This window comes from Saccharothrix sp. NBAS 001 (genome assembly GCF_056640475.1).
On the sequence record NZ_CM153251.1, the window covers coordinates 5090261 to 5117048 of the forward strand.

A 26788-nucleotide genomic window follows, 5' to 3' on the forward strand; every position below is an offset into this window, starting at 1 on the left:
TCCCGGGCGGTCAGGGGTTCGCGGCCCGGGTCCCGCCGGCAGGATGAGCCCGTGAGCAGGGGCCTGCAATACCTCGCGGCGTGGTCGGCGTCGACCGCCGTCGCCGTGGCCCTGTCCTACCTCGGCATCCGGTCGGTGCTGGAGGCGGGCCAGCCGGAACGGCCCCAACTGGTCGCCGGCCCCACCCAGTCCACCGCCGCGCCCACCACGGTCGCCCCCAGCACGACGACCGCCGTCCCGACGACGACCACCACCACGCCGGCCCCGGTGGTGGTCGAGACGACCGCGCCGCCCACCACGACGATCGGCACCACGACCACCGTCCCCACCACCACGACCACGACGACCGCCACCGCGACCGCGCTGGCCACCGAATCGGGCACGTGGACCGTGCAGGACGGCGAACGGGTCTACCTGCGCAGCTTCCAACTGCGCGGCGGCACCGCCGCGATCAAGTTCTCCCCCACCGACATGGAACCCATCTCCGCCACCCCCAGGCCCGGCTGCGCGGCGAACATCGAGCAGCCCGCCAACGCCGTCGTCGTCGAGTTCGTCGGCCCCGGCTACACCTCGCGGCTGGAAGCCATGTGGATCAACAACGGGCCCCTGTGGCGCACCATGGAGCAGAGCTGACTCAGCCCAGCACCGACGCCACGTCCGCCCGCAGGCGCGGCAACCGCGCGTAGAACGCCGCGCCGGGGCACACCGTGTCGGCGTAGAAGTCCCGGTGCCCGTGGATCTCCGAAGGCGCGATCCCGTACCGATCGCACACCTGCGCGCACAACCACACCAACGCGTCCCACTGCGCGGCCGGCGGCACCCCGTCCACGTACGTGCCCTCGTTCTCGATGCCGATCGACGTCCGGTTCTGACCGGGGCAGTGCGCGCCCTCCACCATCCGGTCCCCGGCGACCAGCGCGGCCAGGCTCCCGTGCCGGCCCTCCAGCAGCAGACCGCCCCGGGTCACCGTGAAGTGCTGGCCCGTGTCGCCCCACTGGTGGTCGTCCATGTGCAGCCGCTGGAAGAACCGCGCCAACCCGAACGCGTGCGCCTGCGAACCGTCCGAGGTGTTCTCGGTCGCCGTGTGGTGCACCAGGATCCGCACCGGCCGCCGCCAGACCACCAGCGGTGCCTCCGCCGGCGGACGCGCACCCCACACGTCGGTCCCCAGGACGACCCGCCGGGCGGGCAACGGCAACAGCGCCGCGCCCACCACGCCCAACACCGCGACACGCCTGCCCACCACCACGCGCGAACTCCCCCCAGTCGCCCGACGCGCAGCATAACCGCGCACCTGGTGGTTCGATCACGCTCATGACGCACCCCGGCGAACCCCACCACGACGACCTCTCCGAACGCCTCAACTGGCTGCGCGCCGGCGTGCTCGGCGCGAACGACGGCATCGTCTCCACCGCGGGCCTGGTCGTCGGCGTCGCCGGCACGTCCGCCGACCGCACCGCGGTCTTCGCCGCCGGCATCGCCGGACTGGTCGCGGGCGCGCTGTCCATGGCGGGCGGCGAGTACGTGTCGGTCAGCACCCAGCGCGACACCGAACGCGCCGCGCTCACGCTGGAGGAACGCGAACTGCGCGAGATGCCCGAGGAGGAGGAACTCGAACTCGCGCACATCTACGAGGACAAGGGCCTGTCCCCGGACCTGGCCGCGCGGGTCGCCCGCGAACTCACCGAGCGCAACGCCCTGCGCGCCCACGCCGAGGCCGAACTCCAGATCAACCCGGACAGCCTGACCAGCCCGTGGCAGGCCGCGTGGGCGTCCCTGCTGTCGTTCGCGGTCGGCGCGCTGATCCCGCTGGTGGCGATCGTGCTGCCGCCCACCGGTTGGCGGGTGTGGACGTGCGCGCTGGCCGTGCTGGTCGGCCTGGTGCTGACCGGGGTGATCAGCGCGCGCCTGGGCTCCAGCCCAATGTGGCGGGCGGTGCGGCGCAACGTCGTGGTGGGCACGCTGACCATGGTCGTGACCTATTACGTCGGCCTGCTGTTCGGCGTCGCGGTCAACTAGATGGCTGATTTCCGAGGGTTGGTGGTCGTAGGCGGTCAGGGAGCGTTTGACCGGTTGGTGGGTGTGGTCGTTGTGCCGGATGGCTGCGGTGGGGGCGAGGACGCGTTGCGGGACGCGGACGACCACGCCCGCTGTGGTGCTTCCACCGGTCGCAGCAGTCGGGTCCCGGTTTCGGCCAGGGCGTGTTCGAAGTCCCGGCCGGAGTGCCGTGACCGCTGGTGGCAGCCGGACTGGCCGGCCAGGTGACGGAATCACCAGGTCGCCGGTCCTGACGCGGAGTGCGGTCGCGAGCGTGTCACTGCCGGCCGTCACCACCCGCACATCGACACCCCCGCCCCATGCCTCCGGGCGCGTACCCCTCGGAATCAGTCATCTAGGGAAAACGGGCTGCGGTCGTTGCGGCGGCCTGCGAAGCTCTCCGCCATGGACGACGGCGTGGACGACGGCGAGTTCCGGGCGTTCACCGCGAAGTTCCCCGGCGACTCCTCGGCGCTCTGGGCGTTCCTGTCCGCGCTGCGGCCCGGCGAGGTCCTGTCCGGCACGGTGGTGGCGGTCGAGCGGTTCGGCGTGTTCGTGGCGCTGGACGACGGACCCCGGCACCCCGTGTTCCCCGGCGTCGGGTTCGTCACCCTGCCCGAGCTGTCCTGGCGGCACTTCGCGGCGGCGACCGACGTCGTCCACATCGGACAGCGCGTCACCGGCGAGTTCCTCCAGTTCGACACCTGGAACGGCGAGGCCCGGCTGTCCCTGCGCGCCCTGCTGCCCGACCCCCTCGCCGCGTTCGCCGCCGACGCCCCGCCCGGCCGGGCGCTGCGCGGGCGGGTCACCCGGCTGGTCCCGTTCGGCTGCTTCGTCGACGTCGCGGACGGCGTCACCGGCCTGGTCCGGCACCCGGCGGGGATCGAGGGCGGTCCGGATCGCGAGGTCCGGGTCGGCGACGACGTCGCGGTCGTCGTCGCCGCGATCGACCTGGAACGGCGGCGGCTGACGCTCTCCTGGCCACGTTCCGTCAGCACTCAAGACGCTCCGTGATCACCGGGTCGCCTACGCCGCACGGGTGACCACCGTCGGCGGAGTCCGCCCGGAAAATTCGCGCCGCACAGGTGTGAGGTCCGCGCCGGGTGGGTAACCGCCACGGACTCGACGGCGTTGGGCGCGTCGAGACCCCGCAGCGGAGGTGCCCGCCGTGACCCACCCCTCGACCACCCTCTACGCCCCGCGCACCGAGAGAGCCGAGCGCAGGCTCTGGGCGCTGCTGGCCGCCCTGTTCGCCCTGGTCGCCGGGGTGAACGCGATCCTCGCGCTGAGCGAGGCGCAGTGGTGGCAGGGCGCCCTGGCCGGGCTGGCGGTGCTGGCCGCCGCCGGCTGCGCGCGCGTCGCCCGCACCACCCGCCGCTGATTTCAGACCGCACTGAAGTCACTGATTGAGCGGAATTACTAGGCCGACCGGGCGTAACCCGTTGGTCGGATGGATGTCAACTGTGGGTGGGATTCCCCACGACGCCCTGTCGGACTAGAGCCATAACCGCGAATTCACACTATCGTCACAAGACCCCGGCAACCCCGGTGCACCGCCCCGCGTGTCCCAGCGGCCCGATCCGGCCCCCACGGGACCCGCGCGCAAGGAAGTGCAGTTTCCCGCACAACGGAGTGCGGACCCGTGCCGTCGATCTCCCGGCACGGGCTCCTGAGCCAGCCCCAGGCCGAGCCGCCACGCGTCAACGAAGCGCGTCCTCAGGCGACCGGCCATCTCCGTTTGCCCAAAAACGCCTGGTACAGGCGCCACCACGGGAGGGCCCGTTGTGACCCACCACCACATGCTGCCCGAGCAGCACCAGCAGGGCCTGTATGACCCGCAGTTCGAACGCGACGCGTGCGGCGTCGCGTTCGTCGCCGACCTGGCCGGTCGGCGCAACCACGCGATCGTCGCGAAAGCGCTGGTCGCGTTGCGCAACCTGGAGCACCGGGGCGCGCGGGGCGCGGAGCCGGAGACCGGCGACGGCGCGGGCATCCTGATCCAGGTGCCCGACGCCTTCTTCCGCGAGGTGGTCGACTTCGCGCTGCCCGAGCCGGGCGGCTACGCGGTCGGCACGGCGTTCCTCCCCCGGGACAACGCCGAGGTCAGGGCCGAGATCGAGCGCATCGCGGCGGAGGAGGGCGCGACCGTCCTGGGCTGGCGCGACCTGCCCGTGGACACCGACCACGTCGGACCGACCGCGAAGACCACCATGCCCGCGTTCAGCCAGCTCTTCCTCGGTGGTGAGGAGGGCCTGGAGCTGGAACGCCTGGCGTTCGTGGTGCGCAAGCGCGCCGAGCACGCGACCGACGTGTACTTCCCGTCGCTGTCCGGCCGGACCATCGTCTACAAGGGCATGCTCACCGAGCCCCAGGTGGAGAAGTTCTTCCCGGACCTCACCGACGAGCGGGTGACCAGCTCCATCGGACTGGTGCACTCCCGGTTCTCCACCAACACGTTCCCGTCGTGGCCGCTGGCCCACCCGTACCGGTACGTGGCGCACAACGGCGAGATCAACACCCTGCGCGGCAACCGGAACTGGATGGACGCCCGCGAGTCCGTGCTGGCCACCGACCTGATCCCGGGCGACCTGGAGCGGGTGTTCCCGGTGATCACCCGCGGCGCGAGCGACTCGGCGTCGTTCGACGAGGTGCTGGAACTGCTGCACCTGAGCGGCCGGTCGCTGCCGCACGCGGTGCTGATGATGATCCCGGAGGCGTGGGAGAACCACGCCGAGATGGACCCGCAGCGGCGCGCGTTCTACGAGTTCCACTCCACGCTGATGGAGCCGTGGGACGGCCCGGCGCTGGTGTCGTTCACCGACGGCACGCTGATCGGCGCGGTGCTCGACCGCAACGGCCTGCGCCCGGCCCGCTACTGGGTCACCGAGGACGGCCTGGTGGTGCTCGGCTCCGAGGCGGGCGTGCTGGAGTTCGACCAGGCCACCATCGTGCGCAAGGGCCGGCTGGAGCCGGGCCGGATGTTCCTGGTGGACACCGCCCAGGGCCGGATCATCGACGACGAGGAGATCAAGGGCGAGCTGGCCGCCGAGCACCCCTACCGCGAGTGGGTCTCCGACGGCGTCCTGCACCTGGCCGAGCTGCCCGCGCGCGAGCGCGAGGTGCCGACCCACGCGTCCCTGGTGCGCCGCCAGCAGGTGTTCGGCTACACCGAGGAAGAACTCGCGCTGCTGCTGCGCCCCATGGCGCGCACCGGCGCGGAACCGATCGGCTCGATGGGCAACGACGCCCCGTTCGCGCCGCTGTCGGACCGCGCGCGGCAGCTGTTCGACTACTTCACCCAGCTGTTCGCCCAGGTCACCAACCCGCCGCTGGACGCGATCCGCGAGGAGCTGGTGACCAGCCTGCACGCCACGCTCGGCGCGGAGCCCAACCTGCTGGCGGCGGACGCGAGTTCGTGCCGGCGGATCTCGCTGCCGTTCCCGGTGCTGGACAACGACGAGCTGGCCAAGCTGGTGCACGTGGACGACGACGGCGACCTGCCGGAGTTCCGCACGCACACCGTGCGCGGCACGTACGAGGTCGCGGGCGGCGGCGCGGCCCTGGTCGGCCGGCTGGCCGAGATCAAGGTCGAGGTGTCGGCGGCGATCCGGGACGGCGCGCGCCTGGTCGTGCTCTCCGACCGGGGCGTGGACGCCGAGCACGCGCCCATCCCGTCGCTGCTGCTGACCGGCGCGGTGCACCACCACCTGGTGCGGGAGAAGACCCGGACCCAGGTCGACCTGATCGTGGAGGCGGGCGACGCCCGCGAGGTGCACCACATCGCGCTGCTGGTCGGCTACGGCGCGAAGGCCGTGAACCCGTACCTGGCCATGGCCTCGGTCGAGGAACTGCCCGAGCTGGACGCGAAGTCCGCCACCCGGAACCTGATCAAGGCGCTGGGCAAGGGCGTGCGCAAGACGATGTCCAAGATGGGCGTGTCCACCGTCGCCTCCTACACCGGCGCGCAGATCTTCGAGGCCATCGGCCTGGGCCAGGACGTCATCGACTCCTGCTTCACCGGAACGACCTCCCGCCTCGGCGGGGTCGGCTTCGACGTGCTGGCCGAGGAAGTGGCGCGGCGGCACCGGCTCGCGTTCCCGGCCGACGGCGTGCGGGCACACCACCGCGAGCTGGAGACCGGCGGCGAGTACCAGTGGCGGCGCGAGGGCGAAGCGCACCTGTTCAACCCGCAGACCGTGTTCAAGCTCCAGCACTCCACGCGCGCCGGGCGCTACGACGTGTTCAAGGAGTACACGAAGGCCGTGGACGAGCAGTCCAAGCGGCTGATGACGCTGCGCGGCCTGTTCGCGTTCAAGGACACCACGCCGATCCCGATCGACGAGGTCGAACCGGTCTCCTCGATCGTGCGGCGGTTCGCCACCGGCGCGATCTCCTACGGCTCGATCTCCAAGGAGATGCACGAGGTCCTGGCGATCGCGATGAACCGGCTGGGCGCGAAGTCCAACACCGGCGAGGGCGGCGAGGACGCCGACCGGTTCGTCCGGGACGCCAACGGCGACCTGCGCCGCTCGGCGATCAAGCAGGTGGCCTCCGGCCGGTTCGGGGTCACCAGCGAGTACCTGGTCAACGCCGACGACATCCAGATCAAGATGGCGCAGGGCGCGAAGCCCGGCGAGGGCGGCCAGCTGCCCGGCGCGAAGGTGTACCCGTGGATCGCCAAGACCCGGCACTCCACGCCCGGCGTCGGCCTGATCTCCCCGCCGCCGCACCACGACATCTACTCCATCGAAGACCTGGCCCAGCTGATCCACGACCTCAAGAACGCCAACCCGGCGGCACGCGTGCACGTCAAGCTCGTCTCCGAGGTCGGCGTGGGCACGGTCGCGGCGGGCGTGTCCAAGGCGCACGCCGACGTCGTGCTGATCTCCGGGCACGACGGCGGCACCGGCGCGTCCCCCCTGTCGTCCATCAAGCACGCGGGCGGCCCGTGGGAACTCGGGCTCGCCGAGACGCAGCAGACGTTGCTGCTCAACAGGTTGCGCGACCGGATCGTGGTGCAGACCGACGGCCAGCTCAAGACCGGGCGGGACGTGGTGATCGCCGCGCTGCTGGGCGCGGAGGAGTTCGGCTTCGCCACCGCGCCGCTGGTCGTCTCGGGCTGCGTGATGATGCGGGTCTGCCACCTGGACACCTGCCCGGTCGGCGTGGCCACCCAGAACCCGGTGCTGCGCGCCAAGTTCGCGGGCAAGGCCGAGCACGTGGTGAACTTCTTCGAGTTCATCGCGCAGGAAGTCCGGGAACTGCTGGCCCAGCTCGGTTTCCGGACGCTCGCCGAGGCCGTCGGCCACGCCGAGCTGCTCGACACCAAGGACGCGGTCGACCACTGGAAGGCCAACGGGCTCGACCTGTCGCCGATCTTCCACGTGCCCGAGCTGCCCGAGGGCGCGGCCCGCCACCAGACCACGACCCAGGAGCACGGGCTGGAGAAGGCGTTGGACAACACGCTGATCCAGCTCGCCGAGGGCGCGATCGCCTCCGGCGACCGGGTGCGGCTGGAACTGCCGGTGCGCAACGTCAACCGGACGGTCGGCACCATGCTCGGGTCCGCGGTCACCAAGCGGTGGGGCGGCGCCGGGCTGCCCGACGACACCATCGACATCACGTTCACCGGCACCGCCGGGCAGTCGTTCGGCGCGTTCCTGCCGCGCGGCATCACCCTGCGGCTGATCGGCGACGGCAACGACTACGTGGGCAAGGGCCTGTCCGGCGGGCGGATCACCGTCCGGCCGGTGCCCGACGCGCGGTTCGCCGCCGAGCAGCACGTGATCGCCGGCAACGTGATCGGCTACGGCGCGACCGGCGGCGAGATCTTCCTGCGCGGCAAGGTCGGCGAGCGGTTCTGCGTGCGCAACTCGGGCGCGCTGGCCGTCGTGGAGGGCGTGGGCGACCACGGCTGCGAGTACATGACCGGCGGCCGGGTGGTCGTGCTCGGGCAGACCGGGCGCAACTTCGCGGCGGGCATGTCCGGCGGCATCGCCTACCTGCTCGACGCGGTCGAGCAGCGGGTCAACCCGGAGATGGTCGACCTCGACCCGCTGGACGACGCGGACCGCGAGTTCCTCCGGTCCGCCGTGGAGAAGCACTACACCGAAACCGATTCCGCCGTGGCGCACGGGCTCCTGGCGGACTGGGACCTCGCGGTCGACCGGTTCGCGAAGGTCATGCCCAAGGACTACAAGCGGGTGTTGGCGGCACAGGCGCGGGCCGAGCTGGAAGGCCGCGACGTCGACGAGGCGATCATGGAGGCCGCACATGGCTGACCCGCGCGGTTTTCTGACCACGGAGCGCGAGACCCCGCGCAGCCGGCCGGTGTTCCTGCGGCTGCGGGACTGGCGCGAGGTGTACGAGGAGTTCGAGCGGCCCCGGCTGGAGAAGCAGGCCGGGCGCTGCATGGACTGCGGCATCCCGTTCTGCCACCAGGGCTGCCCGCTGGGCAACCTCATCCCGGAGTGGAACAACCTGGTGTGGAAGCAGGACTGGCGCGACGCGTCGGAACGCCTGCACGCCACCAACAACTTCCCGGAGTTCACCGGGACGCTGTGCCCCGCCCCGTGCGAGGCCGCGTGCGTGGTCGGGATCAACGGCGACCCGGTCACCATCAAGCGGGTCGAGATCTCCATCGTCGACCGCGCCTGGGACGAGGGCTGGGTCACGCCGCAGGAACCCCGGACCCGCACCGGCAAGCGCGTCGCCGTGGTGGGTTCGGGGCCGGCGGGCCTGGCCGCCGCGCAGCAGCTCACCCGCGCGGGCCACGACGTCGAGGTGCTGGAGCGGGCGGACGCCATCGGCGGCCTGCTGCGCTACGGCATCCCCGAGTTCAAGATGGAGAAGTGGCGGCTGGACCGCCGGCTGGACCAGATGCGGGCCGAGGGCACGCGGTTCCGGACGAACGTGAACGTCGGCGTGGACGTCACGGTCGAGCAGCTGCGCGCGTCCTACGACGCCGTGGTGCTGGCGGGCGGCGCGACCGCGTGGCGCGATCTGCCCGTGCCGGGGCGTGAGCTGTCCGGGGTGCACCAGGCGATGGAGTACCTGCCGGGTGCGAACCGGGTGGCCCGGGGCGACCTGGCCGCACCCCCGATCACCGCCGAGGGCAAGCACGTCGTGGTGATCGGCGGCGGCGACACCGGCGCGGACTGCGTGGGCACCGCCCACCGCCAGGGTGCCCTGTCGGTGACCCAGCTGGAGATCATGCCGCGCCCGCCGGAGCAGCGGGCCGAAGCCAACCCGTGGCCGACCTACCCGATGCTCTACCGGGTCACCTCGGCCCACGAGGAGGGCGGCGAGCGCCTCTACTCGGTGTCCACGGTGGAGTTCGCGGGCGACGCCGACGGTGCCGTGAGCGCCATCAAGCTGGTGGAAGTCCAAGCCTCCAACGGCCGCTTCGAACCGGTACCCGGCACGGAGCGCGAACTCCCCGCCCAGCTGGTCACCCTGGCCATGGGTTTCGTCGGCCCGGAACGGCAGGGGCTCCTCGACGCCCTGGGCGTCGACCTGGACCCGCGCGGCAACGTGGCCCGCGACCAGGACTTCGAGACCTCGACCCCCGGCGTCTTCGTGGCCGGCGACATGGGCCGAGGCCAGTCCCTGATCGTGTGGGCGATCGCCGAGGGCCGGTCCGCCGCCGCCGGCGTGGACCGGTACCTGACGGGACGCCAGGTGCTGCCCCGCCCGATCGAACCCACCGACCGCCCGCTCGTCTAGCGCCGGCCCGAGAACGGCCCCCGGTGGGACGGACAACGTCGTCCGCCCACCGGGGGCTTCCCACCACACGGGCCGCGGCAGAGTTCCGCCGCCACCAGCCACGCCCCGCGTGATCACGAGCCCTCGCCCGGACGGCCACGGGTCCCCCGTCGACCCGCACCCACCCCGGTCACTCCACCCCGGTCACTCCACCCCGGTCACTCCACTCCGGTCGCCCCCGCGCAGCGCCTCACCCCCGCACAGCGCCGAGCCTGATCTCCGCCACCCGCAACGGCCGACCGGCCAGCTCTCCCCCGGTCCACCGCGGATCGGACCCGCTCCACGACACCGACCCGCACCCGAGCGCCACCACGGTCTCGCGGCCGGAAGGCGTGCCGGGGAACGCCAACGTCGCCCGCACCACCGCCCCGCCGGCGGGCACGTCCAGGAAGAAGCGCTCCCGGACCACCTCGAAGAAACCGTCCAACCTCAGGTCCACACCGTCCGCGCCGACCAGCCGGCACGAGTCGACCACGCTCACCTTCGCCGCCAACCCGCTCCGGTTGACCGCCGACAACGTCACCTTGGTGAAGTTGTCCGTCACCTCGACCCGTTCCACGGTGGCCTCCAACGGCCCCACCTGCCCCGACACGGGCGCGAGCAACCGCTCGGCCACCACGGACTCGTGCGCGGTGACCCGGTCGATCATCGCCGCGATCAGGTACGCGACCGCTCCCCCGACCACCAGCAGCACGAACGCCGCCCGCACCACCGGCCAAGGCCCGGTACCCCGCGCCCGGACCTCCGGCAGTTCCCGCACCAGGTGCACGATCAGCGGCACCGCGCCCAACGCGACCGCGAGCCCCGCCGTCATCCACGGCGTCATGGTCGGCTCGACCACCTTCACCACAGCCGTCACGACCAGCACGACCACCAGGCACAGCACCACCCGCCCCGGCGTCAGGAACCGCCCGCGCCGCCGAGGCGGCGGCCCGGTCCGCCGAGCCTGCGCCCGCCGAGGCTCACGACGCCGCTCCCCGTACGAGTCCCGACACCAGTCCCCGTACGAGTCCCGGTACGAGTCCCGATACGGCTCCCCCCAAGGTTGCCCGTACAGCCCGCTCCGCTCCGCATAGGACTCGAAGACCGGCTCGTGCCCCGGGTTGCCGTACAACTCCGACCTCAGGGGCCGAGGGACGCGTCCCGCCCGGTCACGGGAAGTGCTCATCGCGCCCCACCCCCTGTCACGCAACGCCCGCCGACCCGGCCCCACAAGCGTGCACACCGGCTTTCCGTCCGGCTGGACCACACGCCCGGAAACCACTCGGACGTGGGAAGAACAGGTCGGGCAGCCGCGCGCCTGCCCGACCCGTCCACGCTCACCACTCCCGTACGACTCGCCCTCACCCACAGGCGAACCCACCTACCGGCGACCCACCCACAGGCGAACCCACCTACCGGCGACCCACCCACAGGCGAACCCACCTACCGGCGACCCACCCACAGGCGAACCCACCTACCGGCGACCCACCCACAGGCGAACCCGTCCACCGGTGGACCCACCTGCCGGCGAACTCACCTACGGCGGACCTCCACCTACGGGCAGGTCTTCCAGGCGAAGTGGTAGGTCGTCCGGAGAGTCGTGTCGGTCGAGTCCATCGCCATGAAGCTGGTCGCCTTGGTACCGGACGTGCCGGCGTTGACTCTCAACTCGGTGTTGATGTTGAAGTTCCGCTTCTCACCACACGGCGCGTAGGCGACCGAGCCGATCGGGACCTCGTCGTTGGCTTCCCAGTTGTCGTCGAGCGGCCCGTTCCAGGTGTGCGTCTTGTACGTCGTCTCCGACATGCCCTGGAAGTAGTAGTTCGCCTTCTCCGTACCGGAGGCTCCGCGTTCCAGCTTGCCGTAGCCCCGGTAATCGGCCTGGGCGATGCCGTAGGTGAAGCCCTGCGGTACGTGGACCTCCAGGTTGAGCTGGCAGTTCTTCCGGAAGTCCGACGGTGCCGCACCCGGCCCGACCTTCGCCAGGTACTCGCTGTAGGTCACGGTGAACGACTGGCGGTCATCGGAGACCGCGACGGCGGCGGAACCGGGCTTGCAGCCCGAACCGTTCACCGTCAGCAGCTTCACGTAGATCACGCCGGGAGGCGGCGCATCGTCACTGGGCGCACCTCCGGGGGGAAAGATGATCGCTGTCGAAGCCAGGGCGGCCGCAGCCACGAAGTTGAGCATGAATGCACCTTCCGACTAGTTCCGCGCGGCGGCGGCAAAATTGACGCTTAGCTCGCGGCGGCGGCCTGTCCGGAAAGGGCTAGTTGCAGCGCTTCCAGGAGAAGTGGTAGCGGGTGCTGGCGTTGCCGTCGGTGGAGTCCATCACGATGAAGCTCGTCCCGCGCGAATTGCCCACGTTGACCCGCAGTTCGGTGTTCACGTTGAGGATCTTGCGCTCGCCGCACGGGGCGAACACGATCGAGCCCCACTCGGTGCTGTCGGTGGCCTGCCAGTTGTCGCTCTGCGGGCCCCGGAACGTGTGGCTCTTGCGCGCGGTCCCGGTCTGGCCCTGGAAGTAGTAGCCGGCCTGCTCCAGCGCGCTCGCGCCGGACTGGAGGTGTGCGAATCCCCGGTAGTCCGCCTGGGCCACCCCGTAGGTGAAGCCCTGCGGGTAGTTCACCCTGATCGCCAGCTGGCAGTTCTTCCGGAAGTCGGTCGGCTCGGTGTCCGTGCCGGCCTGGGCCAGGTAGGAGCTGTAGGTGACCGTGAACGACGTGCGGTCGGGCGCTGCGGCGACCGCCGTGGTGCCCGCCGGGCAACCGGAACCGTTGACCGTGACCAGGTCGATGGTCACGTAGTCGGGAGGGGCCTCCGTCTGCACAGCGCCGCCGGTGGGCACGATCGCGGTCAATGCGAGGGCGGCCGCTGCCAATGTGGTCAGCATGAAGGGCCTTTCTGCTGCGTGGTGACGCGGCGGCGCGGTGGAAATGTAGCGCAGGAATCATGGCGCACGTTCCGCCAACCGGGTGGCGACCTTCTTTCAAACGTCTCCCGGCCGCCGGCGAAAATTCCCCACAAGGTCGGATGACCACACCCCGTGGAAACCGTCAAACCCACAACAACACTTTTAAAGCAATACTGTCTCTCCCTTTCGGACCCGGCGCACCCGGGAATCGACGCGTCGCCGAAACCGGCCGACACCCCGCACAACCCGATCAATCCGGCCGGGCCGCCACCACGCGCCGTATCAATTCCACCATCTGGGCCCGCTCACCGGAGTCCAGCACCTCGAACCACCGCGCCTCGCGCCCGTTCTGCCGGGGGAACACCCCGGAGACCGCAGTGCGGCCCTCTTCGGTCAGCGCGACGAACACGACCCGGCGGTCCTGGTCGTCCCGCGTCCGCTCGACCAGACCGGCGCGTTCCAGCGTGTTGATCAGGTTGGACATGGCCGACCGGGTGGTGCCGGAGAGGTCGGCCAGCCGGGCGGGCTGGGTCGGCCCGAGGATCCACAGCTTGAACATCAGCCGGAACCCGGGCATGGTCCACCCCTGTTCGCGGTGCACCAGCGCTTCGTAGTCCGTGATCATCATGTACGCGAGGTGCAGCACGTTGTACGAAAGCCCGAATGCCTCCGCGTCACCGCCGCTCTCCGCGATCCGATACCGCGCGAACCGTTCGTAATCCTGCTCCGTCGCCACATCCTCGGCGAGGGGAACCTCCTGCTCTGCCACCCGCGCATCCTCGCAGGGCAACCCGGTCAGTGGAACGCGAATGGGGCACACTGACCGGCGTGCTGGGGACGAGGCGGTTCGGCGTCACGGCGGCGCTGGTGCTCGCACTGGCCACCGCCGCGTCGGTGGCGGCCAGTTTCGACGTGGTCACCGGCGACGCCGCCGTGGCCCTGGACGACCTGGCCCAGCTGGCCACCGGCCTGTTCGCCACCGCCGCCTGCTGGTGGAGCGCGCGGAAAACCCGCGGCCCGGACCGGGCGTGGCGGGTGGTCATGGGCTTCGGCATGCTCGGCTGGTCCGTCGGCCAGACCCTGTGGACGTGGTACCAGCTCGTCGAGCAGCGCGCCGTCCCGTCACCGTCGCCGGCGGACGCGGGCTACCTGAGCATCGTCCCGTTCGCCTTCGTGGCGCTGCTGGTCATCGGCAGCCACCGCCGCTCCGAGCACCCGGACGCCCTCCTGGACCGCAGGTCGCGCAGCGCCCGCCTGGTGCTGCTCCTCGACGGCCTGATCGTCGTCGGCTCCCTGTTCCTGCTCACCTGGACGACGTCGCTGGGCGGCCTGGTGCAGGCCGGAAACCCCAGCACGGCGGCGTTCCTGGTGGCCATCGCCTACCCGCTGACCGACCTGGTCCTGCTGGTCATCGTCGTGGTGCTGAGCGCCGACCGGAAGGTCGTGCTGCGCCCCCAGCTGCGCCTGCTCGGGCTGGGCCTGGTGGGCCTGGCCGCGTCCGACAGCGCGTTCGCCTACCTGGTCAGCGTCCAGGCCCCCGAGGTCCCGCCGCTGGCCAACGCCGGCTTCGTCATCGGCCCGGCCCTGATCGCCCTGGCGGCCCTCGTCCCGTCCGCCCAGCACACCGCGCCCACCCGGACGGCCAAGAGCCGGCAGTGGGTCTACCTGCTGATGCCCTACGTTCCCCTGCTGGTCAGCAGCGTCCTGGTGCTGCGCCGGACCGCGATCGGCGACCTCGCCCCGCTGGACGGCGTCGAGATCGCCTGCGGCTTCACGGTTTTCGTCGCGGTCATCCTCCGGCAGCTGACGACGATCGTGGACAACACCACGCTCGCCGCCCTGCTGCGGGAATCCGAACACACCCTCGCGCACCAGGCGCACCACGACCCGCTCACCGGGCTGGCCAATCGCGCGCTGTTCGAAAAACGCCTGGAAAACGCGATGGCGGCCCACCACGAAGACGGCACGCCGTTCGGCCTGCTGTTCGTGGACCTGGACGACTTCAAATCGGTCAACGACCTCTCCGGCCACGCTCGGGGAGACGCGGTGCTGGAACTGGTCGCCCAACGCCTGCGCGAGTGCATCCGGGACACCGACGTGGTGGCCCGGCTGGGCGGCGACGAATTCGGCATCCTGGTCAAAGGCGTCGAAGAACCGGAAAAAGTGGCCTTCCGCATCCTAGACGCACTGGGTGCCGACATCAGCGCCAGCGTGGGCGTCGTGGTCTGCGCCGACCCGGACCCGGAAGACACCGCGCAATCCGTTCTGAAACGTGCCGACAAGGCCATGTACGAAGCAAAACGCGACGGCGGCCGTGGCCTGGTGATCCACCCCTGAAACACACCGGCCCGACCTTCACCCAGTCCGATCCACCCAGAAACCGAGTCGTGTCATCCCCGTATGGCCTGCGCGCAGCGAACCACGCTTGAGTAGGTAGTGCAAGCACGCTTTTCGCTTGCACTACCTACTCAAGCGTGGTTGTCTCAGACCAGGCCGTACGGGGATGACACGACGCCCACACACGCTTTTCCGTCATCCTCGGCGGCCTGCCCGTCCGGCGAGGACGCTTTTCAGCCTCACCCTCCGCACCGCACGTTCACCCCACACATTCGACCCACACAGCGCCACACATTCGACCCACACACAGCGCCACACATTCAGCCCACACACAGCGCCACAGTTTCAGCGCCACACATTCAGCGCCGGGGCACGAACGCGTAGATGCTCGCCGGCGACCCCGACCCACGTCGGTTCACCGTGCCGCCGACCATCACGAACGCCCCGGTCTCCGGCAACCGCCCCAGGTTCGCCAGGATCTCCAGACTGATCCGGTGCTCCCGGTAGAGCAGCTTCGACACCGCGTAGGAACTGTCCAACGCCGACTCGACGCTGAACGTGTCGGTCCCGAGCGCGCCTCGACGGCCCAGCCGCCCGGTGCGCACCAGCCACCGCGCCGCTTCCAACGAGAACCCCGGCTGGTGCATCTGCCCGGCCGCGTCGTAGTTGAAGAACGCCGGCGTCCCCCAGCGGTCCTCCCACCCGGTCCACAGCACCACCGCGGCTTCCTGCGGGATCCGCCCGTGCCGCCGCTCCCAGCGCTGGAGGTCGGCGACGCTCACCTCGTAGTCCGGGTTCCGCCGCGCCTCGTCCCGGATGTCGATCTTCACCGCGGGCAGGAACAGGTCCTCGGGGTCCAGTTCGTCCGCGTAGGGCTGGCCTTCGTTGAAGTGCGCCGGCGCACCCCAGTGCGTCCCGGTGTGCTCGCCCTGCTGCACGTACTGGAGGTAGAACCCGTCCTCGGGCACGGTCGTCACCGTCTTCACGGTGAACTCCGGGTCCCCCGGGTAGACGTTCGTCCGCTGCGGGTCGTTGACGTGCGACAGGTTCACCAACCGGTACCCGCGCAACGGCGAAGCCCCGCTGAACGCCTCTTTCGACGCTTCTTTCGACGCCTCTTCGGACGCCCCACCCGCCGTCGCGCCCGCGGCTTCCCCAGAAGCCGAACCCGACGGCGAACCAGCAGCAACCCCAGCTCCGGCAACCATGCCGCCCACTGTAGAAACAACGCCCGCGAGCATCGACCGCCTGCGCACTGTCGGCCACTCCTCCGCCTAGCTGTTCACCCGATCCGGGCAACCATAACGGCTGGCCGATCACATAACGATGACCTGCCGGACGGCTTCCCCCGAGGCCAAACGGGCGAACCCCTCGTTCACCGCCGCCAACTCCAAACGCCCCGTCAACAACTCGTGCACGGGCAGCAACCCCGCCCGGTACATCGCCACGAACCTCGGCACGTCCCGCCTCGGCACGCACGACCCCAGGTAGCTCCCCTTCACCGTCCGCTCCTCCGCCACCAGGCCCAGCGCCGGCAGCGACACCGTCCGATCGGGGTGCGGCAACCCGACCGCCACCGTCACCCCGCCCGCCCCGGTAGCCAGGTACGCCTGCTCCAGCACCTCGGGCACCCCGGTCGTGTCGATGACCTTGTCCGCCCCGCCGCCGGTGGACTCCCGGACCTCGGCCACCGCGCCCGGCCCTCCCCGGACGACCGCCGTCGCACCGAGCCGAGCGGCCAACCGGAGCTTCGCCCCGACCACGTCCACCGCGACGATCGACGCCGCCCCGGCGGCCCGCGCGCCGAGCAGCGCGGCCAGGCCGACGCCCCCGAGCCCGAACACCGCCACCCGGTCGCCCGGCACCACGCCGGCGCTGTGGAACGCCGCCCCGACCCCGGTCAGCACCGCGCACCCGAACAACGCGGCCACGTCGAACGGCAGGTCGTCCGGGACGCGGGTGGCCGACTTCGCCGACACCACGGCGTACTCCGCGAACCCGGACACCCCCAGGTGGTGGTTGGGCCGCGTCCCGTCCTCGGCGAGCCACCGCCGCCCGCCGCCGAGCAACGTGCCCTCGCGGTTCGCCACCGCCCCCGGCTCGCACAGCGCCTGACGCCCGGAGGCGCACCTGCGGCAGGACCCGCAAGCGGGCACGAACGACAGCACCACCCGATCCCCCACGGCGAACTCCGCACCACCGGCGGACTCCGCGCCCCCCGAACCACCGCCGACCTCCACCACCTCGCCCGCGGCCTCGTGCCCCAGCACCATCGGCAACGGCCGCACCCGCGACCCGTCGATCACCGACAGGTCCGAGTGGCACAAGCCGGTGGCACCGATCCGGATCAGCAGCTCCCCCGCCGCCGGCGGGTCGAGCCGCAACCGCCGGACCTCCAGCGGCCCGCCGACCGCGTCGAGCACCGCGGCGCGCACGATCACCGGACCACCAACCCCTCCATCGCCGCCCGCAACGCGGCCGGCACCTCCACCGGCTTCCGGGTGGTCCGGTCCACGAAGACGTGCACGAAGTGCCCTTCGGCCACCACGTCGTCGCGGTCCTGCGGGTAGAACCCGACCTCGTACCGGACGCTGGAGCGCCCGAGCCGGCCCACCCGGAGCCCGGCGTCGACCGCCTCCGGGAACGAGATCGGCGCGCGGTAGTTGCAGTGGGACTCCACGCACAGCCCGATGGCCGCGCCGCCGTGGATGTCCAGCCCGGCCTCCGAGATCAGCCAGGTGTTGATCACCGTGTCCATGAACGCGTAGTGGACGACGTTGTTCACGTGCCCGTAGACGTCGTTGTCGGCCCACCTGGTGGGGATCCGCTGCCAATGCCGGTAGTCGTCGCGCACCACCCCAGTCTCGCCACCCGCCGCACCCCGCCGGAAGCCCTCCGCCCAAAGTCATCTACCACCGTTAGTTTTCACAGTTCCCCGACCGACCCCTCCCCCGCTCCGCCCCCGCCACGCCCCGCCCCGCCCCGCCCCGCCCCGCCCGACCGGCCGGCCGGCCGGCCGCCCATACCACCTGACGACCCGCGCAAGTACCCGTCTCCCCCGAATTCACACCACCCGATCGTGCGGTCCCACGAAGCGACCTGCCCCAAGTTGATCGACATCACACTCCGCAGCCACTCGCCCCACACCCCCACCTGACTACCGCTGCGTGATCGGACGGAGCAACGCCCCCACCCTGCGCACCGACCCCCGCGCCACCGACCACCACCAGGACGACTACTCGGCCAGGCCGCTCACCGCATTGCCGCGAAAGCCTTCGTCCCGATGGATGATCTTCAAGCCGCACATCGGCGGGATACCGACAGGCACGACATGATCGACCACCGTCAACACCTCTTTCGAGTGAAGTCCGCTAGCCCACTAGGGCTACCTATTCCACTGCGACTCGCATACAACCCCTAACGCCGCACAAAATCACCCGGAATTGCTTGCATCGGCCACGACCTGCACGCCGAGTACACGAATGCCTTCCGGATAGCCCTATGGGAGGTCGCCGTGTTGGCCGCTTCCCGCTGCGCATTCGGCGTCACTACCGTCAATCCGGCCCAATGAACGAATCCGATTGGCGGTGTATGTGGTGACTGTGACCGATTCGGGCGTGGACACCGATCAGCCCCGGCTGAGCCTCGGCACAGCGGCGGCGCGGAACCTGGCCACGACGACCAAGTCCGTCCCGCAGATGCAGGGCATCACCTCGCGCTGGCTGCTCAAGGTGCTGCCCTGGGTGCAGGCCGCCGGTGGCGCCTACCGCGTCAACCGCCGGCTCAGCTACGCGGTCGGCGACGGCCGGCTGACGTTCACCAACACCGGCTCCGAGGTGCAGGTCATCCCGCAGGAGCTGACCGAACTCCCGCTGCTGCGCGGCTACGAGGACGTGGACGCGCTGGCCGCGCTGGCGGGCCGGTTCCGGCAGCGCGAGTTCGGCCCCGGCGACGTCATCGTCGAGGCGGGCGGCGCCCAGGACGAGGTGTTCCTGATCGCCCACGGCAAGGTCAACAAGGTCGGCCAGGGCGAGTACGGCGACCAGACCGTGCTCGGCGTGCTGGCCAACGGCGACTACTTCGGCGACCAGGTGCTGGCCGGGCCGCAGGGCGAGTGGGACTTCACCGTCAAGGCCGTCACGCCGGTCATCGTGCTCGCCCTGAGCTGGCCGGACTTCGAGGCCCTCAACGGCAACGCGGGCGGTCTGCGCGCGCACATCCAGCACCAGCTCGCGGGCGGCGCGCAGCGCCAGAACGCGCACGGCGAGGCCGAGATCGACATCGCGTCCGGCCACGACGGCGAGCCCGCGCTGCCCGGCACGTTCGTGGACTACGAACTCGCCCCGCGCGAGTTCGAGCTCAGCGTGGCGCAGACCGTGCTCAAGGTGCACAGCCGCGTCGCCGACCTCTACAACCAGCCGATGGACCAGGTCGAGCAGCAGTTGCGGCTCACCATCGAGGCCCTGCGCGAACGCCAGGAGTACGAGATGGTGAACAACCGCGAGTTCGGCCTGCTGCACAACGCCGACCTCAAGCACCGCATCCACACCCGGTCCGGCCCGCCCACCCCGGACGACCTGGACGAGCTGCTCGGCGTGGTGTGGAAGGAGCCGACCGCGTTCCTCGCCCACCCCAGGGTGATCGCGGCCATCGGCCGGGAGTTCAACAAGCGCGGCCTCTACCCGTCCAGTGTGGACCTCAACGGCCACCAGGTGCCCGCGTGGCGCGGCGTCCCGATCCTGCCGTGCAGCAAGATCGGCGTCAGCAAGACCCGCACCAGCTCGATCATGCTGCTCCGCGCCGGCGAGCAGAACCAGGGCGTCATCGGCCTGCACCAGACGGGCCTGCCCGACGAGTACCAGCCGGGCCTGAGCGTGCGGTTCATGGGCATCGACGACAAGGCGATCATCTCCTACCTGGTCAGCGCGTACTACTCGGCCGCGATCCTGGTGCCCGACGCGCTCGGCGTGCTCGAACACGTCGAAATCGGCCGCGAAGACTGAACCCCGCCATCCCCCGCTTGAGATGACACGCCACCCCGCGAAGATCAGTCCCCACAACGAGATAGGGAACCTGACGTGACCGTGACGGACCCCGGCCCCATCGCGGAAGAGGCCGAGCAGCGGCAGAGCCTGAGCACAGCGGGCGCGCGGAACCTGGCGACCACGACCAAGTCCGCTCCGCAGATGCAGGGCATCTCCCCCCGGTGGCTGCTGCGCAAACTCCCCTGGGTGCAGACCCAGGCCGGCACCTACCGGGTCAACCGGCGGCTCACCTACGCGGTGGGCGACGGCCGGGTGACCTTCACCAGCACCGGCGCGGAGATCCGCGTCATCCCGCAGGAGCTGCGGGAGCTGCCGGTGCTGCGGGACTTCCCGGACGACGAGGTGCTCACCGCCTTGGCCGACCGGTTCGAGCAGCGCGAGTACGCACCCGGCGACGTCGTGGTCGAGGCCGGCGGGCGGGCCGAAGAGGTCTTCCTGATCGCGCACGGCAAGGTCAACCAGATCGGCCAGGGCGAGTACGGCGACCAGACCGTGCTGGACACCCTGGCCGACGGCGACCACTTCGGCGACGAGGTGCTCACCGGCCAGGAGATCGACTGGGACTTCACCGTCAAGGCGGTGACGCCGGTGATCGTGCTGGTGCTGCCGTGGCGCTCGGTGCAGCAGCTCAACGGCCAGGCCGACGCGCTGCGCGCGCACCTCGAAGAGGTGGCGCGCAACCAGGGCAAGCCGCAGAACAAGCACGGCGAGGCGGCGATCGACATCGCCTCCGGCCACGACGGCGAGCCGGACCTGCCGACCACGTTCGTGGACTACGAACTCGCCCCGCGCGAGTACGAACTCAGCGTCGCGCAGACCGTGCTGCGGGTGCACTCCCGCGTCGCGGACCTCTACAACCAGCCGATGAACCAGACCGAGCAGCAGTTGCGGTTGACCGTCGAGGCCCTGCGCGAACGCCAGGAGTACGAGATGATCAACAACCGCGAGATCGGCCTGCTGCACAACGCCGACCTCAAGCAGCGCATCCACACCCGCAGCGGCCCGCCGACCCCGGACGACATGGACGACCTGCTCAGCCGGCGGCGCAAGACGGCGTTCTTCCTCGCCCACCCCAAGGCGATCGCCGCGTTCGGCCGCGAGGCGTCCAAGCGCGGCCTGTACCCCGGCACGGCCGACGTGGACGGCACGCACGTCACGACGTGGCGCGGGGTGCCGATCCTGCCGTCGAACAAGATCCCGATCAGCGACCAGGGCACCAGCTCGATCCTCGCGATGCGCGTGGGCGAGCAGGACGGCGGCGTGATCGGGCTGCACCAGACCGGCATCCCGGACGAGGTCCAGCCCGGGTTGAACGTGCGGTTCATGGGCATCGACGACAAGGCGATCATCTCCTACCTGGTGAGCGCCTACTACTCGGTGGCCGTCCTCGTCCCGGACGCCCTGGGCGTGCTGGAGCACGTGGAGATCGGCCGCTACTGACGGGCGCGGGGGCGGCCGGGCCCGGCCGCCCCCGCACTTCCCAGGACCCCTCGCACGACCGGCACCTCTCACGACCCCGCGCACCCCCGCGCGGCCGTCCCGCACCGCGTCGGCCGCGCGCATCCCCCACCAGCCGGGCGCTTTCCCCCCGAACAGGAGTTCCGCCGATGACCGATCTGGACGTCACCACCGCGCACCGGTCCGCGCGCGAGGTGCTGAGCTGGAGCCGCGCCGGCGTGGACCCGGCGCTGCGCGCGGCGGTGGACCGGCTGCCCGAATCGATGCGCGTCATCTCGGGCTACCACCTCGGGTGGTGGGACGAGCACGGCCACCCGGCCCGCGCGGACCCGGGCAAGGCGGTGCGCCCCGCGCTGGCGCTGCTCGGCGCGCAGGCCGCCGGCGGCACCGCCGCGTCCGCGCTGCCCGCCGCCGTCGCGGTGGAACTGGTGCACAACTTCTCGCTGCTGCACGACGACGTGATGGACGGCGACGCGACCCGCCGGCACCGGCCGACCGCGTGGACCGTGTTCGGCGTGAACGCCGCGATCCTGGCCGGCGACGCGCTGCTCACCCTGGCGCTGGACGTGCTCGCGGGCAGCGGGCACCCGGCCGCCGCGCACGGCATCCGGGTGCTGTCCGCCGCGACCCAGCGGCTCAACGAGGGCCAGGCCGCCGACCTCGCGTTCGAGGAGCGCGGCGACGTGCAGCTGAACGAGTGCGTGCGGATGGCGCAGAACAAGACGGCCGGGCTGATCGGCGCGTCGTGCGCGCTGGGCGCGCTGTTCGGCGGCGGCACGGCCGACCAGGTCGAGCAGCTGCGGCTGTTCGGCGAGCACGTGGGCCTGGCGTTCCAGTTCGCCGACGACCTGCTGGGCATCTGGGGCGACCCGGCGGCGACCGGCAAGCCGGTGTACTCCGACCTGCACAACCGCAAGAAGTCGCTGCCCGTCGTGGCGGCGCTGAACTCCGACACCACCGCCGCGCGCGAACTCGACGAGCTGTACCACACCGAAGGCCAGCTCAGCGGCGCGGAGTTGGCGCGCGCGGCCGAGCTGATCGAGGCGTCCGGGGCGCGCGAGTGGAGCCTGGGCCGGGCGGAGGACCTGCTGACGCAGGCCGGGGTGCACCTGCGCGCGGCCGAACCCGTCGACCAGGCGGCGCGGGAGCTGGCCGCGCTGGCCGCGCTCGCCACGCACCGGGACCGCTGACGGCAACCGCTCGCCGCACGTCACGTCGAGGCGCGTCGACACGTCGCGTCGACACCGCACGTCGCGCCGTGCCGACGCGGCAGGTCGCGGCGCGGGGTCGTGTCGTGGTGTCAGGCGGTGGCGTCGTGCCGCAGCGCGTCGACGCCGCACGTCGACGCCGCACGGCACGCAGTCCTACCTCTCAACAGAACCCGCTGAGTCAGGAGCCAGGCATGGCCCTTCCCGTTGTGCTGCTCGCCTCGCCCCGGTCGTTCTGCGCCGGGGTCGAGCGGGCTGTGGAGATCGTGGAACACCTGCTCGAACAGCGCGGCGGGCCGATCCACGTGCGCAAGCAGATCGTGCACAACACCCACGTGGTGGCCGGTCTGGAGGCGCGCGGCGCGGTGTTCGTGGACGAGTTGGACGAGGTGCCGGACGGTTCGACGGTGGTGTTCTCCGCGCACGGGGTCTCCCCCGCGGTGCGCGCCGAGGCCGTGCGGCGCGGTCTGGACGTGGTCGACGCGACCTGCCCGCTGGTGACCAAGGTGCACGCGGAGGCCCGCCGGTTCGTCGCGCGCGGCGACACGGTGGTGCTGATCGGGCACGAGGGGCACGAGGAGGTGGAGGGCACGCTCGGCGAGGCCCCCGACCGGATCGTGCTGGTGGCGACGGTCGAGGACGTGGCGCGGCTGGAGGTGCCGGACCCGACGCGGGTGTCGTACCTGACGCAGACCACCCTCGCGGTGGACGAGACCACGGAGGTCGTCGCCGCGCTGCGGGCGAAGTTCCCCGCGTTGAAGGGGCCCGCGTCCGACGACATCTGCTACGCCACCACCAACCGGCAGGAGGCGGTGCGCGAGGTGGCCCGGGACGCGGACCTGGTGCTCGTGGTCGGGTCGGCGAACTCGTCCAACTCGGTGCGGCTGGTGGAACTCGCGCGCCGGCAGGGCACGCCCGCGCACTTGATCGACGACGTGTCGGAGATCCGGCCGGAGTGGCTCGACGGGGTGCGGGTGATCGGCCTGAGCGCCGGGGCGTCCGCGCCGCCGGAGCTGGTGGACGAGGTGATCACCGAGTTGGGCGCGTGGGACGTGCAGGTCCGCGAGACGTCGCGGGAGACCATCACGTTCACCCTGCCGGCGGCGGTGCGGCCGCGATGACCCTCCTGGACGCCATCACCGGGCCGGGCGACGTGCGCGCGCTGCCGTCGTCGGCGCTGCCGGTGCTCGCGGGCGAGATCCGGCGGTTCCTGATCGAACGGGTGTCGCGCGCGGGCGGGCACCTCGGGCCGAACCTGGGCGCGGTGGAGCTGACCATCGCGGTGCACCGGGTGTTCGACTCGCCGCACGACGTGCTGCTGTTCGACACCGGGCACCAGTCGTACGTGCACAAGGTGCTCACCGGGCGGGCCGCCGAGTTCGAGACGCTGCGCCGCGCGGGCGGGCTGTCCGGGTACCCGTCGGCGGCCGAGTCGCCGCACGACGTGATCGAGAACTCGCACGCGTCGACCGCGCTGTCCTACGCGGACGGAGTGGCGAAGGCGTTGCGGCTCAAGGGATCCGCGCGCAGGGTGGTGGCGATCGTCGGGGACGGCGCGCTGACCGGCGGGATGGCGTGGGAGGCGCTGAACAACCTGGCCGGCACCGAGCACCCGGTGGTCGTCGTCCTCAACGACAACGGCCGCTCCTACGCGCCGACCGTCGGCGGCCTCGGCGCGCACCTCGGGTCGCTGCGCTCGGGACGGGCCGAACCGGGGAACCTGTTCCAGGACCTGGGGCTGGCCTACGTGGGACCGGTCGACGGGCACGACCCGGCCGACCTGGAGTGCGCGCTCACCGAGGCCGCGGCGCTGGGCCGCCCGGTGGTGGTGCACTGCGTGACCCGCAAGGGCATGGGCTACCCGCCCGCCGAGCAGGACCAGGCAGACCACCTGCACGCGGTGTCCGCGACCGGGTCGAACGGCGGCCGGACGTGGACCGACGTGTTCGGCGCGGAGATCGCCGACATCGGGGACGACCGGTCCGACGTGGTGTGCCTGACCGCCGCCATGCAGGGGCCGACCGGGCTGGACGCGTTCGCCCGCAGGTTCCCGGAGCGGCTGTTCGACGTCGGCATCGCCGAGCAGCACGCGGTGACGTCCGCGGCGGGGCTGGCGATGGCCGGGATGCACCCGGTGGTGGCGGTGTACGCGACCTTCCTCAGCCGGGCGTTCGACCAGGTGCTGATGGACGTGGCGCTGCACCGGCTGCCGGTGACGTTCGTGCTCGACCGGGCGGGCGTCACCGGGCCGGACGGCCCCAGCCACCACGGCATGTGGGACGCCTCGGTACTGCCGGTCGTGCCCGGGTTGCGGCTGGGCGCGCCGCGCGACCCGGCCCGGCTGCGCGAACTCCTGCGCGAGGCGGTCGCGGTGACCGACGGCCCGACCGCGCTGCGCTACCCGAAGGCGGCGGCCGGTGCCGACCTGCCGGCCGTGCGCCGGATCGGCTGGTGCGACGTGCTGCGCGAGGAACCCGACCCGGTCGGCCTGCTGGTCGCCGTCGGGCCGATGGCGAAGGCGTGCCTGGAAGCCGCCGACGAACTCGCCGGGCACGGCGTCCCGGTCGACGTGGTCGACCCGCGCTGGATCGCGCCGCTGGACCCGGCGCTGGTCAAGCTCGCCGCCGCGCACCGGTTCGTGCTCGCCGTGGAGGACACCACGGTCACCGGCGCGCTCGGCGGACGGCTCGCGCAAGCGCTCGCGGTGCTCGGCGCGCCGACCCGGGTGGGCACGTTCGCGCTGCCCGCGAGCTTCCTGCCGCACGGGACGCGGGCCGAGATCCTCCGCGCGCACGGCCTGGACGCGGCCGGCATCACCACCACCGTCCTCAAGCGACTCAAGGAGCACAGTTGACCCCTCTGCGACTGGCCCCGCCCGCACGGCGGCGCAGGCCGTCCCGGAAGCTGTCGGTGGGCGGCGTGGAGGTCGGCGGCGACGCCCCGGTCACCGTGCAGTCGATGACCACCACGCCGACCTCGGACGTCGAGGCGACGCTGCGCCAGATCGCCGAACTCACCGCCGCCGGGTGCGAGATCGTCCGGGTCGCGGTGCCGTCCCAGGACGACGCGGACGCCCTGCCCGCCATCGCCCGCAAGTCGCCGATCCCGGTCGTGGCCGACATCCACTTCCAGCCCCGGTACGTGTTCGCGGCGATCGACGCGGGCTGCGCCGCCGTCCGGGTCAACCCCGGCAACATCCGGCAGTTCGACGACAAGGTCGCGGAGATCGCGCGGGCGGCGGGCGGCGCGGGCGTGCCGATCCGGATCGGCGTCAACGCGGGCTCGCTGGACCAGCGGCTGTACCGGAAGTACGGGAAGGCGACGCCGGAGGCGCTGGTCGAGTCGGCGCTGTGGGAGTGCTCGCTGTTCGAGGAGCACGGTTTCACGGACCTGAAGATCTCGGTGAAGCACCACGACCCGCTGACCGTGGTCGAGGCGTACCGGCAGCTGGCGCGGGCCTGCGACTACCCGCTGCACCTGGGGGTGACCGAGGCCGGGCCGCTGGTGCAGGGGACGGTCAAGTCGTCGGTGGCGTTCGGCGTGCTGCTGTCGGAGGGGATCGGCGACACGATCCGGGTGTCGCTGTCCGCGCCCCCGGTGGAGGAGGTCAAGGTCGGCGCGCAGATCCTCGCGTCGCTGGGGTTGCGGCCGCGTCGGCTGGAGATCGTGTCGTGCCCGTCGTGCGGGCGGGCGCAGGTCGACGTGTACAAGCTGGCCGAGCAGGTCACGGCGGCGTTCGAGGACTTCCCGGTGCCGTTGCGGGTGGCGGTGATGGGGTGCGTGGTCAACGGGCCCGGCGAGGCCCGGGAGGCCGACCTCGGGGTGTCGTCCGGGAACGGCAAGGGTCAGATCTTCGTGCGCGGCGAGGTCGTGCGGACGGTGCCCGAGTCGCAGATCGTGGAGGCGTTGCTGGAAGAGGCGATGAAGCTGGACGTCGAACCGGCCCTCTGACGAAGCGATCGCGCACGTGCGCGACGCGTGGGTGTGGGTGTGGGTGTGGGTGTGGGTGTGGGTGTGGGTGTGGGTGTGCGTGGATCGGCCGG

At 71.5% G+C, this 26788-nt stretch carries 21 protein-coding genes and 1 pseudogene; 13 read left to right on the plus strand and 9 right to left on the minus strand.

Annotated features, from left to right (window positions below; genetic code table 11):
* Positions 1-51 precede the first annotated feature (51 nt).
* Positions 52-633, plus strand: a complete 582-nt coding sequence (locus AC0HI0_RS20970) for a hypothetical protein (protein ID WP_480934072.1) — start codon at positions 52-54, stop codon at positions 631-633.
* 1 nt (position 634) lies between these two features.
* On the opposite strand, the gene AC0HI0_RS20975 is transcribed toward AC0HI0_RS20970, so the two are convergent.
* The gene (locus AC0HI0_RS20975) at positions 635-1249 is read right to left on the minus strand and encodes a peptidoglycan recognition protein family protein (protein ID WP_480934073.1); all 615 of its coding nucleotides are present in this window, start codon (positions 1247-1249) and stop codon (positions 635-637) included.
* A gap of 65 nt (positions 1250-1314) precedes the next feature.
* Between AC0HI0_RS20975 and AC0HI0_RS20980 the strand changes: the two genes are divergently transcribed.
* Positions 1315-2019 carry a VIT1/CCC1 transporter family protein gene (locus AC0HI0_RS20980; RefSeq protein WP_480934074.1) on the plus strand — a complete coding sequence of 235 codons (705 nt, stop codon included), beginning with the start codon at positions 1315-1317 and terminating at the stop codon, positions 2017-2019.
* Positions 2020-2040: 21 nt separating this feature from the next.
* On the opposite strand, the pseudogene AC0HI0_RS20985 reads toward AC0HI0_RS20980, so the two are convergent.
* Positions 2041-2166: pseudogene (locus AC0HI0_RS20985) on the minus strand (IS982 family transposase); the annotation flags it as partial.
* 276 nt (positions 2167-2442) lie between these two features.
* On the opposite strand from AC0HI0_RS20985, the gene AC0HI0_RS20990 reads away from it, so the two are divergent.
* The 4 genes from AC0HI0_RS20990 (at position 2443) to AC0HI0_RS21005 (ending at position 9762) form a co-directional block, all read left to right on the plus strand.
* On the plus strand, positions 2443-3051 hold the full coding sequence (locus AC0HI0_RS20990; protein WP_480934075.1) for a S1 RNA-binding domain-containing protein: 609 nt from the start codon (positions 2443-2445) through the stop codon (positions 3049-3051).
* Between the two features lie 154 nt (positions 3052-3205).
* Positions 3206-3418 carry a hypothetical protein gene (locus AC0HI0_RS20995; protein WP_480934076.1) on the plus strand — a complete coding sequence of 71 codons (213 nt, stop codon included), beginning with the start codon at positions 3206-3208 and terminating at the stop codon, positions 3416-3418.
* 418 nt (positions 3419-3836) lie between these two features.
* Complete coding sequence (gltB, locus tag AC0HI0_RS21000) at positions 3837-8318, plus strand: glutamate synthase large subunit (protein WP_480934349.1); 4482 nt, start codon at positions 3837-3839, stop codon at positions 8316-8318.
* Entirely contained in the window at positions 8311-9762 is a 1452-nt protein-coding gene (locus AC0HI0_RS21005; protein ID WP_480934077.1) for a glutamate synthase subunit beta, read from the plus strand. Before gltB ends, AC0HI0_RS21005 begins: the two co-directional genes overlap by 8 nt.
* Positions 9763-9991: 229 nt before the next feature.
* Here the strand turns inward: AC0HI0_RS21005 and AC0HI0_RS21010 are convergent, their stop codons facing one another.
* The 4 genes from AC0HI0_RS21010 to AC0HI0_RS21025 form a co-directional block, all read right to left on the minus strand.
* A complete protein-coding gene (locus tag AC0HI0_RS21010) occupies positions 9992-10969 on the minus strand; it encodes a hypothetical protein (protein WP_480934078.1) in 978 nt (325 codons plus the stop codon).
* 368 nt (positions 10970-11337) lie between these two features.
* The gene (locus AC0HI0_RS21015; protein ID WP_480934079.1) at positions 11338-11973 is read right to left on the minus strand and encodes a DUF4360 domain-containing protein; all 636 of its coding nucleotides are present in this window, start codon (positions 11971-11973) and stop codon (positions 11338-11340) included.
* A 79-nt stretch (positions 11974-12052) separates the two neighbouring features.
* Complete coding sequence (locus AC0HI0_RS21020) at positions 12053-12676, minus strand: DUF4360 domain-containing protein (protein WP_480934080.1); 624 nt, start codon at positions 12674-12676, stop codon at positions 12053-12055.
* Positions 12677-12947: 271 nt separating this feature from the next.
* Complete coding sequence (locus tag AC0HI0_RS21025) at positions 12948-13466, minus strand: MarR family winged helix-turn-helix transcriptional regulator (RefSeq protein WP_480934081.1); 519 nt, start codon at positions 13464-13466, stop codon at positions 12948-12950.
* A 59-nt stretch (positions 13467-13525) separates the two neighbouring features.
* Here AC0HI0_RS21025 and AC0HI0_RS21030 point away from each other — a divergent pair, with 59 nt between their 5' ends.
* A complete protein-coding gene (locus AC0HI0_RS21030; RefSeq protein ID WP_480934082.1) occupies positions 13526-15034 on the plus strand; it encodes a diguanylate cyclase domain-containing protein in 1509 nt (502 codons plus the stop codon).
* 359 nt (positions 15035-15393) lie between these two features.
* Here the strand turns inward: AC0HI0_RS21030 and AC0HI0_RS21035 are convergent, their stop codons facing one another.
* The 3 genes from AC0HI0_RS21035 to AC0HI0_RS21045 form a co-directional block, all read right to left on the minus strand.
* Positions 15394-16242: a cyclase family protein gene (locus AC0HI0_RS21035; RefSeq protein WP_480934083.1), complete on the minus strand. Its 849-nt coding sequence runs from the start codon at positions 16240-16242 to the stop codon at positions 15394-15396.
* A gap of 108 nt (positions 16243-16350) precedes the next feature.
* Entirely contained in the window at positions 16351-17475 is a 1125-nt protein-coding gene (locus AC0HI0_RS21040; RefSeq protein ID WP_480934084.1) for a zinc-binding dehydrogenase, read from the minus strand.
* Entirely contained in the window at positions 17472-17888 is a 417-nt protein-coding gene (locus AC0HI0_RS21045) for an acyl-CoA thioesterase (protein WP_480934085.1), read from the minus strand. Before AC0HI0_RS21045 ends, AC0HI0_RS21040 begins: the two co-directional genes overlap by 4 nt.
* 742 nt (positions 17889-18630) lie before the next feature.
* Between AC0HI0_RS21045 and AC0HI0_RS21050 the strand changes: the two genes are divergently transcribed.
* The 6 genes from AC0HI0_RS21050 (at position 18631) to ispG (ending at position 26696) form a co-directional block, all read left to right on the plus strand.
* A complete protein-coding gene (locus AC0HI0_RS21050; RefSeq protein ID WP_480934086.1) occupies positions 18631-20037 on the plus strand; it encodes a family 2B encapsulin nanocompartment shell protein in 1407 nt (468 codons plus the stop codon).
* Positions 20038-20112: 75 nt separating this feature from the next.
* Positions 20113-21519 carry a family 2B encapsulin nanocompartment shell protein gene (locus AC0HI0_RS21055; RefSeq protein WP_480934087.1) on the plus strand — a complete coding sequence of 469 codons (1407 nt, stop codon included), beginning with the start codon at positions 20113-20115 and terminating at the stop codon, positions 21517-21519.
* A 167-nt stretch (positions 21520-21686) separates the two neighbouring features.
* Positions 21687-22727 (plus strand): family 2 encapsulin nanocompartment cargo protein polyprenyl transferase, encoded by a 1041-nt coding sequence (locus AC0HI0_RS21060; RefSeq protein ID WP_480934088.1) that lies wholly within the window; start codon positions 21687-21689, stop codon positions 22725-22727.
* 212 nt (positions 22728-22939) lie between these two features.
* Complete coding sequence (gene ispH, locus AC0HI0_RS21065) at positions 22940-23866, plus strand: 4-hydroxy-3-methylbut-2-enyl diphosphate reductase (protein ID WP_480934089.1); 927 nt, start codon at positions 22940-22942, stop codon at positions 23864-23866.
* On the plus strand, positions 23863-25599 hold the full coding sequence (locus tag AC0HI0_RS21070; RefSeq protein ID WP_480934090.1) for a 1-deoxy-D-xylulose-5-phosphate synthase: 1737 nt from the start codon (positions 23863-23865) through the stop codon (positions 25597-25599). Before ispH ends, AC0HI0_RS21070 begins: the two co-directional genes overlap by 4 nt.
* Positions 25596-26696 (plus strand): flavodoxin-dependent (E)-4-hydroxy-3-methylbut-2-enyl-diphosphate synthase, encoded by a 1101-nt coding sequence (gene ispG / locus AC0HI0_RS21075; RefSeq protein ID WP_480934091.1) that lies wholly within the window; start codon positions 25596-25598, stop codon positions 26694-26696. Before AC0HI0_RS21070 ends, ispG begins: the two co-directional genes overlap by 4 nt.
* The last annotated feature ends 92 nt before the right edge of the window (positions 26697-26788 follow it).

Excerpts from the sequence above, each read along its gene's own strand:
- AC0HI0_RS21005 (WP_480934077.1), top strand. The coding sequence starts at position 8,311 with ATGGCTGACCCGCGCGGTTTTCTGACCACGGAGCGCGAGACCCCGCGC.
- ispH (WP_480934089.1), top strand. The coding sequence starts at position 22,940 with ATGGCCCTTCCCGTTGTGCTGCTCGCCTCGCCCCGGTCGTTCTGCGCC.
- AC0HI0_RS20990 (WP_480934075.1), top strand. The coding sequence starts at position 2,443 with ATGGACGACGGCGTGGACGACGGCGAGTTCCGGGCGTTCACCGCGAAG.
- gltB (WP_480934349.1), top strand. The coding sequence starts at position 3,837 with ATGCTGCCCGAGCAGCACCAGCAGGGCCTGTATGACCCGCAGTTCGAA.
- AC0HI0_RS20980 (WP_480934074.1), top strand. The coding sequence starts at position 1,315 with ATGACGCACCCCGGCGAACCCCACCACGACGACCTCTCCGAACGCCTC.
- AC0HI0_RS21035 (WP_480934083.1), bottom strand. The coding sequence starts at position 16,242 with ATGGTTGCCGGAGCTGGGGTTGCTGCTGGTTCGCCGTCGGGTTCGGCT.
- AC0HI0_RS21070 (WP_480934090.1), top strand. The coding sequence starts at position 23,863 with ATGACCCTCCTGGACGCCATCACCGGGCCGGGCGACGTGCGCGCGCTG.
- AC0HI0_RS21060 (WP_480934088.1), top strand. The coding sequence starts at position 21,687 with ATGACCGATCTGGACGTCACCACCGCGCACCGGTCCGCGCGCGAGGTG.
- AC0HI0_RS21010 (WP_480934078.1), bottom strand. The coding sequence starts at position 10,969 with ATGAGCACTTCCCGTGACCGGGCGGGACGCGTCCCTCGGCCCCTGAGG.
- AC0HI0_RS21020 (WP_480934080.1), bottom strand. The coding sequence starts at position 12,676 with ATGCTGACCACATTGGCAGCGGCCGCCCTCGCATTGACCGCGATCGTG.
- AC0HI0_RS21015 (WP_480934079.1), bottom strand. The coding sequence starts at position 11,973 with ATGCTCAACTTCGTGGCTGCGGCCGCCCTGGCTTCGACAGCGATCATC.